This is a genomic window from Rahnella inusitata, assembly GCF_003263515.1.
Taxonomy (GTDB): Bacteria; Pseudomonadota; Gammaproteobacteria; order Enterobacterales; family Enterobacteriaceae; genus Rahnella; species Rahnella inusitata.
On sequence record NZ_JYDE01000007.1, the window covers coordinates 169,871 to 183,873 of the forward strand.

14 protein-coding genes are annotated in these 14,003 nt (G+C 53.4%); 9 read left to right on the forward strand and 5 right to left on the reverse strand.

All coding sequences use genetic code 11. The features are described from left to right. Positions 1–16: 16 nt before the first annotated feature. Complete coding sequence (gene maeB, locus TU92_RS05035) at positions 17–2,296, forward strand: NADP-dependent oxaloacetate-decarboxylating malate dehydrogenase (RefSeq protein ID WP_112164908.1); 2,280 nt, start codon at positions 17–19, stop codon at positions 2,294–2,296. A gap of 171 nt (positions 2,297–2,467) precedes the next feature. On the opposite strand, the gene uriH is transcribed toward maeB, so the two are convergent. The 4 genes from uriH to amiA all read right to left on the reverse strand — a co-directional run bounded on the left by uriH (position 2,468) and on the right by amiA (position 5,834). Continuing rightward, positions 2,468–3,415, reverse strand: coding sequence for a uridine-preferring nucleoside hydrolase UriH (uriH, locus tag TU92_RS05040; protein WP_112164910.1), 948 nt, complete (start codon positions 3,413–3,415; stop codon positions 2,468–2,470). Positions 3,416–3,462: 47 nt separating this feature from the next. Further along, a complete protein-coding gene (locus TU92_RS05045) occupies positions 3,463–3,912 on the reverse strand; it encodes a YaiI/YqxD family protein (protein ID WP_112164912.1) in 450 nt (149 codons plus the stop codon). Beyond that, positions 3,912–4,877: an oxygen-dependent coproporphyrinogen oxidase gene (gene hemF / locus TU92_RS05050; RefSeq protein WP_112164914.1), complete on the reverse strand. Its 966-nt coding sequence runs from the start codon at positions 4,875–4,877 to the stop codon at positions 3,912–3,914. Before hemF ends, TU92_RS05045 begins: the two co-directional genes overlap by 1 nt. Before the next feature lie 72 nt (positions 4,878–4,949). Next, positions 4,950–5,834: an N-acetylmuramoyl-L-alanine amidase AmiA gene (gene amiA / locus TU92_RS05055; protein ID WP_112164916.1), complete on the reverse strand. Its 885-nt coding sequence runs from the start codon at positions 5,832–5,834 to the stop codon at positions 4,950–4,952. 277 nt (positions 5,835–6,111) lie between these two features. Here amiA and TU92_RS05065 point away from each other — a divergent pair, with 277 nt between their 5' ends. Beyond that, a complete protein-coding gene (locus TU92_RS05065; RefSeq protein WP_112164920.1) occupies positions 6,112–6,537 on the forward strand; it encodes a GNAT family acetyltransferase in 426 nt (141 codons plus the stop codon). A 68-nt stretch (positions 6,538–6,605) separates the two neighbouring features. On the opposite strand, the gene TU92_RS05070 is transcribed toward TU92_RS05065, so the two are convergent. Then, positions 6,606–7,004, reverse strand: coding sequence for a YgiW/YdeI family stress tolerance OB fold protein (locus TU92_RS05070; RefSeq protein WP_208640418.1), 399 nt, complete (start codon positions 7,002–7,004; stop codon positions 6,606–6,608). A gap of 171 nt (positions 7,005–7,175) precedes the next feature. Here TU92_RS05070 and TU92_RS05075 point away from each other — a divergent pair, with 171 nt between their 5' ends. From TU92_RS05075 to cysA, 7 genes are all read left to right on the forward strand, one after another. Beyond that, the gene (locus tag TU92_RS05075) at positions 7,176–7,619 is read left to right on the forward strand and encodes a DUF2919 domain-containing protein (protein WP_112164924.1); all 444 of its coding nucleotides are present in this window, start codon (positions 7,176–7,178) and stop codon (positions 7,617–7,619) included. Positions 7,620–7,766: 147 nt separating this feature from the next. Further along, positions 7,767–8,393 carry an RpoE-regulated lipoprotein gene (locus TU92_RS05080; protein ID WP_112164926.1) on the forward strand — a complete coding sequence of 209 codons (627 nt, stop codon included), beginning with the start codon at positions 7,767–7,769 and terminating at the stop codon, positions 8,391–8,393. 107 nt (positions 8,394–8,500) lie between these two features. Beyond that, positions 8,501–9,400 (forward strand): Dyp-type peroxidase, encoded by a 900-nt coding sequence (locus tag TU92_RS05085; RefSeq protein ID WP_112164928.1) that lies wholly within the window; start codon positions 8,501–8,503, stop codon positions 9,398–9,400. A gap of 297 nt (positions 9,401–9,697) precedes the next feature. After that, positions 9,698–10,675, forward strand: coding sequence for a sulfate ABC transporter substrate-binding protein (locus TU92_RS05090; protein WP_244207721.1), 978 nt, complete (start codon positions 9,698–9,700; stop codon positions 10,673–10,675). Then, positions 10,675–11,505 (forward strand): sulfate/thiosulfate ABC transporter permease CysT, encoded by an 831-nt coding sequence (gene cysT / locus TU92_RS05095; protein WP_112164931.1) that lies wholly within the window; start codon positions 10,675–10,677, stop codon positions 11,503–11,505. The genes TU92_RS05090 and cysT overlap by 1 nt, the downstream gene beginning before the upstream one ends. Next, positions 11,505–12,380, forward strand: coding sequence for a sulfate/thiosulfate ABC transporter permease CysW (cysW, locus tag TU92_RS05100; RefSeq protein WP_112164933.1), 876 nt, complete (start codon positions 11,505–11,507; stop codon positions 12,378–12,380). The genes cysT and cysW overlap by 1 nt, the downstream gene beginning before the upstream one ends. Beyond that, positions 12,370–13,464 carry a sulfate/thiosulfate ABC transporter ATP-binding protein CysA gene (gene cysA, locus TU92_RS05105; protein ID WP_112164936.1) on the forward strand — a complete coding sequence of 365 codons (1,095 nt, stop codon included), beginning with the start codon at positions 12,370–12,372 and terminating at the stop codon, positions 13,462–13,464. The genes cysW and cysA overlap by 11 nt, the downstream gene beginning before the upstream one ends. Positions 13,465–14,003 lie beyond the last annotated feature (539 nt).

Genomic DNA, 14,003 nt, shown 5'->3' on the forward strand with positions numbered 1-14,003 from the left:
CAAAAAGGACCCTACGATGGACGAACAACTGAAACAGAGTGCGCTCGATTTCCACGAATTCCCGGTGCCCGGAAAAATTCAGGTCTCACCCACCAAACCGCTCGCCACGCAGCGCGATCTGGCGCTGGCGTACTCTCCAGGTGTGGCGGCACCTTGTCTTGAAATCCAAAAAGACCCGCTGGCTGCCTATAAATACACCGCTAAGGGCAATCTGGTGGCAGTGATTTCCAACGGCACGGCGGTGCTTGGGCTTGGCAATATCGGGGCGCTGGCGGGTAAACCGGTGATGGAAGGCAAGGGCGTGCTTTTTAAGAAATTCGCCGGTATCGACGTGTTTGATATCGAAATAGATGAGCTGGATCCGGACAAATTGATAAACGTGATCGCCGCGCTTGAACCGACGTTCGGCGGCATCAATCTCGAAGACATCAAAGCGCCTGAATGTTTCTACATTGAGAAAAAACTGCGCGAACGTATGAACATTCCGGTGTTCCATGACGATCAGCACGGCACCGCAATTATCTGTACTGCTGCGGTGCTTAACGGCCTGCGCGTGGTCGGGAAAAACATTTCCGATGTGCGGCTGGTGGTGTCAGGCGCGGGAGCTTCGGCCATTGCCTGCCTCAATTTGCTGGTAGCGCTGGGGCTTAAACGCCACAACATCACGGCATGCGATTCGCGCGGTGTAATTTATCAGGGGCGCGAAGAAAATATGGCCGAAACCAAAGCGGCCTATGCCATTGAGGACAATGGACAGCGCACGCTGGCTGATGCGATCCCGCAGGCGGATATTTTCCTCGGTTGTTCCGGACCGGGCGTGCTGACACAGGACATGGTGAAAACCATGGCCAAAGATCCGCTGATTCTGGCGCTTGCTAATCCTGAACCGGAAATTCTGCCGCCGCTGGCCAAAGCCGTGCGCCCGGATGCAATTATCTGCACTGGCCGGTCGGATTATCCGAATCAGGTGAATAACGTGCTGTGTTTTCCGTTCATTTTTCGCGGGGCGCTGGACGTTGGTGCGACCACCATCAATGAGGAAATGAAACTGGCCTGCGTACATGCGATCGCCGACCTTGCGATGGCCGAACAAAGCGACGTGGTGGCTTCGGCGTATGGGGAAGAGGAACTGTCTTTTGGGCCTGAGTACATCATTCCTAAGCCCTTCGATCCGCGGCTTATCGTGAAAATTGCTCCGGCAGTCGCTAAAGCAGCGATGGATTCCGGCGTGGCGACGCGGCCCATCGTCGATTTTGACGCTTACATTGAGAAGCTGTCTGAGTTCGTCTACAAGACCAATTTGTTTATGAAGCCGATTTTCGCACAGGCTAAAAAAGACGCTAAACGCGTGGTGATGGCCGAAGGGGAAGAGGAGCGCGTGCTGCAGGCGACGCAGGAGCTGATTTCCCTTGGGCTGGCGAAACCGATTCTGGTCGGACGGCCTAGTGTCATTGAGATGCGCATTAAAAAACTCGGTCTGCAACTTGAGGCGGGAAGAGATTTTGAAGTGGTGAATAACGAATCCGATCCGCGTTTTAACGAATACTGGCGCGAATATTATGAGCGCATGAAACGGCGCGGCGTCTCGCAGGAGCAGGCCCGTCGCGCGGTGATCGGCAACCCGACGCTGATTGCCGCCATCATGTTGCTGCGCGGCGAAGCCGACGCGATGATTTGTGGCACCGTCGGCACCTATCATGAGCATTATGACATTGTGGAAAATGTGTTTGGTTTCCGCGAAGGTGCACACGTTGCCGGGGCCATGAATGCGCTGCTGTTGCCGAGCGGAAATACCTTTATCGCCGATACCTACGTCAATGACGATCCGACGGCGGAACAGTTGGCGGAAATCACGCTGATGGCGGCCGAAACGGTGCGACGCTTCGGTATCGAGCCGAAAGTAGCGTTGTTATCGCATTCCAGTTTCGGCACCTCGGACAGCCCGGCGGCGTTGAAAATGCGCAGAACCCTGGAACTGGTGAACGCCCGCGAGCCGGATTTGGAAATTGACGGAGAGATGCACGGCGATGCTGCGCTGGTGGAAAGCATCCGTCAGGACATCATGCCAGACAGCCCGCTGAAAGGGGCTGCCAATATCCTGATCATGCCAAACATGGAGTCGGCGCGTATCAGTTATAACCTGCTGCGGGTTTCCAGTTCGGAAGGGGTAACCGTCGGGCCGGTGTTGATGGGGGTATCGAAACCGGTGCATATTCTGACGCCCATTGCCTCGGTCAGACGCATTGTAAACATGGTGGCGCTGGCGGTGGTCGAAGCGCAGACCGAACCATTATAACTTTCGTTATATAAGTAAAAGGGCGTCCCGGAGGAAGCCCATCAGATTGCTAAGTCCAGTCTGTGCAGATAAAGACAGGCAGAAGAGTAAAGCGTCCACGCCATGGATGGCGCGGTTCTGCCTGGTTTCACTGTTGCGGACTGTTTGTGAACTGCCTCAGACATCATTAGGTCAGTATTTCACTTCTCCGATCCGTTCAAGCGCATCGACGATCAGATCCCAAAAGCGCTGATGATCGAGTTTCACTGCGACCTGTGTATGACAGTTCGGCGGCGGCGGGGCGCGGAAATCTGCGACGGTCATGCCCAGCGTCAGCATACCGGTCAGCTCGATATCTATCGGCACTTTGCGCACCGTCATCACGTTCGGATCAATTACATAAGCCACGGCGCAGGGGTCATGCACAGGCGGGGAATCAAAGCCCTGACGGTCTTTGTAGCTCAGGCCGAAGAATTCGAGCAGCTCGCCGACGAATTTTGCCGGTTGCGTACCGACGGCGGCGATGCGTGCCGCCACTTCCGGCGTCGCCAGCGCCTGATGGGTTAAATCCAGCCCGACCATGGTCAGCGGCCATTTTTCGTTGAAGACGATGTGTGCGGCTTCCGGGTCAATTTTGATATTGAACTCCGCCACGGCGCTCCAGTTACCGACGTGATAACCACCGCCCATCAGCACCACTTCTTTGACGCGTTCTGCAATGCGCGGCTCTTTGCGTACCGCCATAGCAATATTGGTCAAACCACCGGTCGGCACCAGCGTGATGGTTTTCGGCGGATGGGACATGATCAAATCAATAATCAGATCGATGGCGTGAACCGGTTCGAGGGTAATGGCGGCTTCCGGTAAAACCGGACCATCGAGGCCAGAGTCCCCGTGGATTTCATCGGCGATTTCCACCTGACGCACCAGCGGGCGGGTTGCGCCTGCGGCGAAAGGCACACCGGTCAGGTTGATGACCCGCGCCACGGCTAAGGCGTTGCGGGTGACTTTTTCCAGCGTCTGATTGCCGACCACCGTGGTGACGGCGAGCAGTTCGATCTCCGGATTTCCGTGCGCCAGTAACATCGCAATGGCGTCATCGTGTCCCGGATCACAATCGAGGATAATCTTTTTGACCATTTCTTATTCCTTTAATGTGTAGGGTAAATCGGTTTGCCCGACCGGATTTAGCGTTTGGCCTGTTGCAGCCATTTATCCAGTTCATTGGCGAATTGCTGACGGTCGCGTTGATTGAGTGCAGGCGGTCCGCCGGTCTGCACGCCGCTGGCGCGCATGGTATCCATGAAATCGCGCATGTTCAGACGCTCTTTAATGGTTTCAGTGGTGTAGCGTTCGCCGCGCGGATTAAGCGCGACGCCGCCTTTCTCGATCACTTCCGCTGCCAGCGGGATATCGGCGGTGATCACTAAATCGCCCGGCTCAGTGCGCCGGACGATTTCATTATCGGCGACGTCAAAACCGGCCTCTACCCGCAGCGTGCGCAGGAATTTGGACGGCGGGGTATGGATGATTTGGTTAGCCACCAGCGTCACCATCATGCCGGTGCGCTCGGCGGCACGGAACAGAACGTCTTTGATGACGTTCGGACAGGCATCGGCATCGACCCAGATTTGCATCAGTACTTTTCCTCATTCTTTAGCCAGTCGCGTACCGGCAGGAAATCGCTGTACAGCGCGGCTTCCGGGCTTCCCGCCTCTGGCTGATAACCGTATTCCCAGCGCACCAGCGGTGGCATCGACATCAGAATCGATTCTGTGCGGCCTCCGGTTTGCAGGCCAAACAGAGTACCGCGATCCCACACCAGATTGAATTCCACATAGCGGCCACGACGGTAAAGCTGGAACTGGCGTTCGCGTTCGCCCCACGGCAGCGCTTTACGTTTTTCAACAATCGGCAGATAGGCGTCGGTAAAACCGTTGCCCACGGCCTGCATGAAATCGAAGCAAGTTGAGAAATCCGGGGTGTTCAGATCGTCGAAGAACAAGCCGCCGATACCGCGCGCCTCGTTGCGATGTTTGATAAAGAAGTAGTCGTCGCACCACTTTTTGTATTTCGGATAAACGTCGTCGCCAAATGCCTGGCAAAGCTGCTGCGCCGTCAGGTGCCAGTGGCGTGCGTCTTCTTCAAATCCGTAGTAAGGCGTAAGGTCAAACCCGCCACCGAACCACCACACCGGCGCTTCACCTTCTTTTTCAGCAATGAAAAAACGCACGTTGGCATGACTGGTTGGCACGTAAGGACTCAGCGGATGGATGACCAGCGAAACGCCCATCGCCTGGAAGCTGCGTCCTGCCAGCTCCGGCCTGTGCGCGGTGGCGGAGGCCGGAAGCGTGGCGCCTGAAACATGCGAGAAGTTGACGCCCGCCTGTTCGAAGACTGCACCGTCGGTTAACACCCGGCTCTGGCCGCCGCCGCCTTCTTCGCGCACCCACTGATCTTCGGCGAACTGGCCCTGACCGTCGGCGGCTGCCAGTTGCTGAGTAATGTTCTCCTGCAGTTGGAGCAGGAAAGTTTTAACTTGCTGGATGTCGGGAATCGATTGGCTCACGGGCAAACTCGCAGACGTTGACTGAAAAGACATTCAGCGCCTTGCGGGCGCTGAATCAAAAAAATAGGAGGTCAGTATAACGTGATTTGTGCTCAGGTTGGCAGATCAGCGGGGTTTGCGTTCGTTGGCATCGAAGTAACTGAAGAAATTGATAATGCCCTGCGAAATCGCCTGCGCTATCTCTTTACGGAACGCCGTGGTGCTCAGCAACTGCTCTTCCTGATGGTTTGTGATGAACGAGGTTTCCACCAAAATCGACGGGATCGACGGGGATTTCAGTACCGCGAACGCCGCCTGTTCGGTCTGCTGACTGTGCAGGTGGTGGATCGGACGGATGCGGTCGAGCACATGGTGGCCGAGCGTCAGGCTGTTTTTAATGGTATCGGTTTGCACCAGATCGAATAAAACCTGTTGCAGGTAATTGTTGTCTTCTTTGGCATATTTCGCCCCGGCGACCAGATCGGCATCGTTTTCTTTTTTCGACATATATCGCGCCATCGCGCTGCTGGCTCCTCGATTGGAGAGGGCGAACACCGAGGCGCCGGAGGCACTCGGGCTGGTGTAGCCATCGGCGTGAATCGATACAAACAGGTCGGCCTGATGCTGATGAGCCAGCTCGACGCGCTGATACAGCGGAATAAAATGATCGGAATCGCGGGTCAGTTTGACTTCAATATGGCTCTGCTCACCGAGGATGGCGCGTACATAATTGGCGATTTCCAGCACCACGTGTTTCTCTTCTGAGCCTTCGTGGCCAACGGCACCCGAATCAATCCCGCCGTGGCCCGGATCAATCATCACCAGCTTTTTAGAGCCGGGCGGCTTGGGTGCCGGAGCTGATTTGGTGATATGTTCCTGCTGCGCGGCGGTGGCGGAGCGGGAACCAAAAGCGGCAATGGCTAAACCCAGACCGGACAACAAGAGTTGGCGACGTGTGGCGGCAGCAGGCAGAGGCTGGAAATGCAGAAATTTGTTCAGAGGGTTTAACATCAGTCCATTACCGTCAGAATAAGTGCAGAATGCCCTATGTTATAGAGTATCTTTTTTGTAGTTTCGATCTGAGAACTATTACTTTTTATGAATTTTGTGTCGTGAATGAATATATTGCCGCGCAAATATTTCCCAAAGTAATGATTAATTCTCTGCCGGGCGATGAAAGTGACGGATAAATTGCGGTTATAAAATACACGATTTTCGATTTTGATGTTGCGTATCAAGCAGATCACGCGATAATTAGATCATCCCTTTATTACCCGTGGCGACAGTGATGGAAATTCGCGTATACCGTCAAGAAGATTTCGAAGAAGTACTGACCTTATGGGAGCGCTGCGACCTGCTGCGTCCGTGGAATGATCCTGAACTGGATATTGAGCGCAAAATTAACCACAGCCCGGAGTTTTTCCTGGTGGCGGAAGTCGGTGGGGAAGTGGTCGGCACGCTGATGGGCGGCTACGACGGTCATCGTGGATCAGCGGGTTATCTCGGTGTTCATCCGGATTATCGCGGGCGCGGCATTGCCAATGCGCTGGTGAACCGTCTGGAAAAGAAACTCATCGCGCGCGGCTGTCCGAAAATCAATTTAATGGTGCGCGCTGAAAACGATGCGGTTGTCAGTATGTACGAAAAGCTCGGCTATGAGATTTCAGACACGTTATTGCTGGGGAAGCGGTTGATCGAAGATCAGGAATATTGATCCCCTCAGGCATTCATTAAAAAGCCCCGACAGCTTTCACCGTCGGGGCTTTTTACGTCAGGGCGTGGTTACTTGATGACTTTTACGCTTTTGACGTCCACTTCCACAGAGTTCCAGTCTTTATCGACTTTACCTTCGATGCGGATTTTATCTTTTGGCGATACGTTCTGTCCCTGCCAGCGTTTGCCATCAATCTCAACATTCAGGGTACCGGTACTGTCGCGGAAAATGTATTTGTCATGGTCGATGCGCTGATCGATAAAACCTTCCAGCATTACCCACTGATCGTCTTTCATGGTTTGCGCATCTTTCACCGTGCTGAGCGCAGTCGTGCCGGTGAATCCGCCCTGTGGTGCGGCCTGAGTTTGAGCTTCCTGCGCCGAAGGACCATTAAATCCGCCGGTCTGTTGTGCAAAGGCAGTCGCTGAACATAGTGCGATGAGGGTTGCCAGAGTGATCTTCTTCATCATAATAGGTCTTCCTTAATTAACTGTTTCTGGTGAGTGTCAGCAACTATGGCATCTTTTCGATGTGTTGCTGCGTTGAGAACCATTAAAACAGAGTCTTCTTAACGGTTTCTTAAGCTGCCCTGATTATTGTTTAATTTCCCTTAATGTGCAGGAACATTGTCCTCATTTATGAACCCGGATGATTATAACGACCACGGTATGTTGCGATTGCCGCTGTGGTTCTGGACGATTTTGATTTTACAGGCGCGAACCTGGTTGCTGTTTGTGATGGCAGGCGCATCGCGTCAGCAGGGCAGTGATTTGCTGGCGCTGTTCTACCCTGATCCCCGCAGTTTCTGGTCAGGTATTTTGCTCGGCCTGCCGCCCGCGATGATTTTTCTGCTCAGCGGCCGCCGTCATTTGTTTCCGCGTGTCTGGCAGGCCGGTTACTGGTTATTGCTGGCGGGCATGTTCGTGACGTTCGCGTTGCAGGCGCTCGGGCTGTGGCAAAGTACTGATATGATTTCGGGTGTCGATATCGTGCTGGCGCTGCTCGATGCCGCCGCGCTGGCGTACTGGCTGTTGAGCCGCCGTCTGCGCGCCTGTTTTGATGCCGCACGACGTCTGGTATGAAGCTTTTGAACTTTTACACAAAGAAAGCACTCGAACTGGCGCTGATTTCGAAAAACTGATCTCTGAAAAATATCCCATTTTTATGCTGCCGGTTTATCTGTCAGGCCGTACCGGCCAACGGGAACGGGCCGTCAAGGAGTGTACTGAATGACTGTTCGCTTACAGGTTCGCCCGATGTTATTGGCGCTGCCTCTGATCCTCACCGGCTGTTCGTCAATGTCACATATGTCGATGCCGAGCGTGTCCTGGTCATCTTTCAATCCGCTTAACTGGTTCGGCAGCAGCCTGACCGTGTCCGACAAAGGCGTCGGCGAGATAACCGCCAGCACGCCGCTGACAGAAGAGGCCATCAAGGACGCGCTGGACGGTGATTACACCCTGCGAAGCGGCATGTCGATGAGCAACGGCAAGATGCTGAGCTTCTATCAGGCGATGAGTGATAAAGAGGTGAAAATGTCCATCAGCGGCGCGCCGAAGGGTTCGGTGGAGCGTGTTGATGTGGTGGATGCTAAAGTCGAAAGCGAATGGGGCGTGAAAATCGGTACGCCGTTTAGCGATCTCTACACCAAAGCGTTTGATGTGTGCGTGAAAGGCGAGGGCGACGATGCCCAAAACATCGAGTGTAAAGCGCCGCAAAGCACGCACGTCAGCTACGTGTTCAGTGGTATCTGGCATGGCCCGGATTCTCTGATGCCTGCAGATGATTCACTCAAAGACTGGAAGGTCAGCAAAATTATCTGGCGCGCGGATCCTACGGCGGCAACTGCGCAATAAAGCCTGAATTTTTGGCCCCACTAAATCCTCAATGCCTTGCCTTCGCGCAAGGCATTTTTATTGACATCCGGTATGATATCGCCGGTCAAATTAACGAGGATGAAAACATGACTCAGGTTCAGAGCGGCATCTTGCCCGAACATTGCCGTTTCGCCATTTACATAGAAGCGAAAGCTCAGGGCGACCTGGATGCGCTCCGGCAGGGCTGCCGGACATTTGTAGCTGCGCTCGAAGAGTTGCAGCAAAAGTTTCCTGATCAACATCTCGGCGCGGTGGTGGCATTTGGTCACGACGTCTGGCGCGACCTTTCCGGTAATCAGGGCGCGGACGAGCTGAAATCTTTCGTGCCACTGGGCAAAGGGCTGGCACCGGCCACGCAGCGCGATATGTTGCTGCACATTCAGTCTCTTCGCCATGACGTGAACTTTGCGCTGGCGCAGGCGGCGCTAAAAGCCTTTGGGACATCCATTGTAGTGGAAGAAGAAACGCACGGTTTTCGCGGAATCGAAGAACGTGATCTCAGTGGTTTTGTCGATGGTACTGAAAATCCGAAAGCCGAAGCCCGTGCGCAGGTGGCGATCATTCCTGAAGGCAGCGTTGATGCCGGTGGCAGCTACGTGATGGTACAGCGCTGGAAACACAATCTTGTGCAGTGGGAGCGCTTCTCCGTGCAACAGCAGGAAGAGGTGATTGGCCGCACCAAGCTGACCGACGAAGAACTGGATTCAGAAACCCGTCCGGATACCTCTCACGTCAGCCGCGTGGATCTGAAAGAAGAAGGCAAAGGCCTGAAGATCCTGCGTCAGAGTCTGCCGTACGGCACCGTCAGCGGCGAGCACGGTTTGTACTTCATCAGTTATTGCGCGCGTTTGTGGAACATTGAGAAACAACTGCTGAGCATGTTTGGTGACCTGGACGGTAAACGCGACGCCATGTTGCGCTTCACCCGCCCGGTGACCGGCAGCTATTATTTCGCGCCTTCCCTGACCCGTCTGTTAGCGCTGTAAATTCTCCCTGCGCGTCCGTTTCGGGCGCGCTGTTTTCCCATCCTCCTTAACACCCGCCTTGTTTCTCCCCTCGATTGTTAATGCCTTATAGCTTTTCATGCTTGAAAATCACTAAATGGTATATAAAACCGTTACAGCCTGAACCTCAGTTATAAATACACTGTGTGATATTGAGCGGCATTTATCAGCGTCGCATATCGGTTCACTCACCTAAGGCTAAGCATGAAAACTATCGGGTTTGCAGAAACGGGGTTGGGTAAAGCGTGGTTTACAGGCAACGTGCTGAAAGGTTCCGTGATGGCGATGTTGCTGGCAAGCGGTGCGGCATCCGCCACCGAATTGCTGAACAGCTCTTATGATGTTTCCCGCGAGCTGTTCGCGGCGCTGAATCCGCCGTTTCAAAAACAGTGGGCTGAGCAAAATAACGGCGACAAACTCGAGATCAAACAATCGCACGCCGGTTCGTCAAAACAGGCGCTGGCGATTTTGCAGGGCCTGAAGGCCGACGTGGTCACTTACAATCAGGTGACGGATGTGCAGATCCTTCACGACCGTGGTGATTTAATCCCCGCCGACTGGCAAAGCCGTCTCCCAAACAACAGCTCGCCGTTCTATTCCACCATGGCGTTCCTGGTGCGTAAGGACAATCCGAAGAACATTCACAGCTGGGATGATTTAACCCGTGCTGATGTGAAGCTGGTGTTCCCAAATCCAAAAACCTCCGGCAATGGCCGTTATACCTATCTGGCCGCCTGGGGCGCTTTCAATCTTGAAGATAAGAAAGATACCGTGAAGACTCGCGCCAAAATGGCGAGCTTCCTGAAAAACGTGCAGGTTTTTGATACCGGCGGCCGTGGCGCGACCACCACGTTTGTGGAACGCGGTCTGGGCGATGTGTTGATAAGCTTCGAATCCGAAGTGAACAACATTCGCAAACAGTACGGCGACGACAAATACGAAGTGATTGTTCCACCTGTGGATATTCTTGCTGAGTTCCCGGTGGCGTGGGTCGATAAAAACGTCGAGAAAAATGGCACCGAGAAAGCGGCCAAAGATTATCTGAATTACCTGTGGAGCCCGCAGGCGCAGAAAATTATCACCAGTTTTAACTACCGCGTATATGACAAAACGGCAATGGCCGCGGCGAAAGGGCAGTTCCCGGACACCCAACTCTTCAAAGTCGAAGACCAGTTTGGCAGCTGGAAGCAGGTCATGGACACCCATTTTAGTACCGGCGGTGAGCTGGATAAACTGTTAGAGCAAGGTCACAAGTAATGTTGTTGTCGAGCAAACGCGTATTACCCGGATTCACCCTGAGCCTCGGCAGCAGCCTGCTGTTCGTGTGTCTGGTGCTGCTCTTACCGCTGAGTGCACTGGTGATGCAGCTGTCACAAATGACGCTGTCGCAATATTGGGACGTGATAACCAACGGTCAGGTTGTCGCCGCGTACAAAGTGACGCTTCTGGCGGCGGGCGTGGCCAGCCTTTTCAACTGCGTGTTTGGCATGCTGATGGCGTGGATCCTCACCCGTTATGAGTTCCCCGGAAAAAGTCTGATCGATGGCCTGATGGATTTGCCGTTTGCGTTACCGACTGCCGTAGCGGGGCTGACGCTGGCGGGACTGTTCTCAACCACCGGTTTTTACGGCCAGTGGCTGGCACATTTTGATATCAAAGTCTCTTACACCTGGCTCGGTATCGCGGTGGCAATGGCGTTTACCAGCATCCCGTTTGTGGTGCGTACTGTTCAGCCGGTGCTGGAAGAGTTAGGCCCTGAATATGAAGAAGCTGCTGAAACGTTAGGGGCATCGCGCTGGCAGAGTTTCCGTCGGGTAGTGTTGCCGGAAGTGATGCCTTCGCTGATGGCGGGCACGGCGCTGTCGTTTACCCGCAGCCTCGGGGAATTCGGCGCAGTGATTTTCATCGCCGGCAATATCGCATGGAAAACTGAAGTAACGTCGCTGATGATTTTCATCCGCCTGCAGGAATTTGATTATCCGGCGGCCAGCGCCATTGCCTCGGTTATTCTGGCGGCGTCTCTCATCTTACTGTTCGCAATTAATACGTTACAGAGCCGCTATGGCCGTCGTCTGGGAGGCCAATAATGTCTGATGTTCCGGCTTTTGCAGGCGCATCCCGCCAGCGTATTGACTGGGTGAAATGGGCGCTGATCGGCACCGGCGTGCTGATTTGTATTCTGCTGTTGGTGATCCCGATGATCAGCATCTTTGTGCTGGCGTTTTCTGACGGAATTGCCGCGGTGTGGAAGAACCTGTCGGATTCCGACATGTTGCACTCCATCTGGCTGACCGTGCTGATGGCGCTTATTACCGTGCCGGTCAATCTGATTTTCGGCACGTTGCTGGCCTGGCTGGTGGCGCGCTTTAACTTCCCTGGCCGCCAGCTGCTGCTGACGCTTATCGACATTCCGTTTGCCGTGTCGCCTGTGGTTGCCGGTTTACTGTATCTACTGTTCTACGGCACCAACGGGCCGCTGGGCGGCTGGCTGGACGCGCATAATATTCAGTTCATGTTCGCCTGGCCGGGTATGGTTATGGTGACCGTTTTCGTCACCTGTCCCTTTGTTATCCGTGAGCTGGTGCCGGTGATGTTAAGCCAGGGCAGCCATGAAGATGAAGCAGCGGTATTACTCGGTGCGTCAGGCTGGCAAATGTTCCGCCGTGTGACATTACCGAATATTCGCTGGGCACTGCTGTACGGCGTGGTGCTGACTAACGCCCGCGCTATCGGAGAATTCGGCGCTGTCTCGGTGGTGTCCGGGTCGATTCGCGGCGAAACCTATACGCTGCCATTACAAGTTGAATTACTGCATCAGGACTACAACACTGCCGGCGCGTTTACTGCCGCCGCGCTGCTAACCCTGATGGCCATCGTCACACTGTTTCTGAAAAGCGGACTGCAATGGCGTCTGAAGCGCCACAACGACCGTCTTGAGCGGGAGGAAATTCATGAGCATTGAAATTAACGGTATCAACAAATATTTTGGCCGCACGAAAGTGCTTAATGATATCTCGCTCGATATTGCTTCCGGAGAAATGGTTGCGCTGCTCGGGCCCTCCGGTTCAGGGAAAACCACGCTGCTGCGCATTATCGCCGGGCTGGAAAATCAGAGCGCCGGGTCCCTGAGCTTCCACGGTAAAGACGTGACACGTCTGCACGCCCGCGACCGTCAGGTCGGTTTTGTGTTTCAGCATTACGCGCTGTTCCGCCACATGACGGTATTCGATAATATCGCCTTTGGTCTTACGGTGCTGCCGCGTCGCGAGCGTCCAAACGCCGAGGCTATCAGGCAAAAAGTCACCAAACTGCTGGAGATGGTGCAACTGGCGCATCTGGCCAATCGCTATCCTGCCCAGCTTTCCGGTGGCCAGAAACAGCGTGTCGCGCTGGCGCGTGCGCTGGCCGTTGAACCGCAAATCTTGCTGCTCGATGAACCTTTCGGCGCGCTGGATGCACAGGTACGTAAAGAACTGCGACGCTGGCTGCGTCAACTGCATGAAGAACTGAAATTCACCAGCGTGTTCGTAACGCACGATCAGGAAGAAGCAATGGAAGTTGCTGACCGCGTGGTGGTGATGAGTCAGGGCAATATCGAACAGGTCGGGGCTCCGGAAGAAATCTGGCGCGAACCGGCGACCCGTTTTGTACTCGAATTTATGGGCGAAGTGAATAAAATCAGCGGTGACATCCGTGGCTCGCAGCTATACGTAGGCGCACATCACTGGCCGCTGGAAAACCCGCCTTTGCATCAGGGGCCGGTCGATCTTTTCCTGCGTCCGTGGGAAATGGAAATCACCCCGCAAAGTAATCCGCGCTGCCCGCTGCCGGTTAAAGTGCTGGAAGTCAGCCCGCGAGGGCATTTTTGGCAACTAATAGTCCAGGCCGAAGGTTGGCATGACGAACCGCTGGCAGTGGTGCTTTCACAAACTCACGGTGTCAGCGCGCCACAGCGCGGCGATCGCTTTTATGTCGGCGGTCTTAATGGTCGCCTGTATGCCGGCGATCAACAGCTGCAATCCGTTGCATTGGCAAAAAGTGCCTGATAATTAATTGGTTATTAGCCGAAAGTAGCAAAATACTGCTTTCGGTTTACTGATGTAATCCTCTCTTTACCTCCGTATTTTTAGTAATTTCTCCGACACCTTCCTTGCTCTTCTCCTCGTTCCCCTCGAATAAAAAAAAGCAGACATGATCCCTTCAAGAACTTGTGTTGTGGAGGAGAAGTGACTTCATGAATTCTAAAGGACACTAAAAGACAGAGTAAATCTGTAACTTGTACCTTACTGATAGATAATGAGAATGAGAGCTATAAATATAACCAACAAAATGACATGCAAGGTAATATCCTTTTTAAAGAATAAGTTGGACTTTTAATTAGCATGTGAAAATAACTTTTCATGCTTTGGGTAAATCTTTAAGGCAATTGTATTATTATGTTTAACTTTCTGATTTCTATAGTTTATTTTTATTTAAAATATAATTTAATATTGAATGAAGAGAATGAATTTTTAATAGTTTTTTTGTATGTATTTTACTTGTAAATAAGTCAAAGTTATGAATTTAAAATAGTGTTGCTATATTA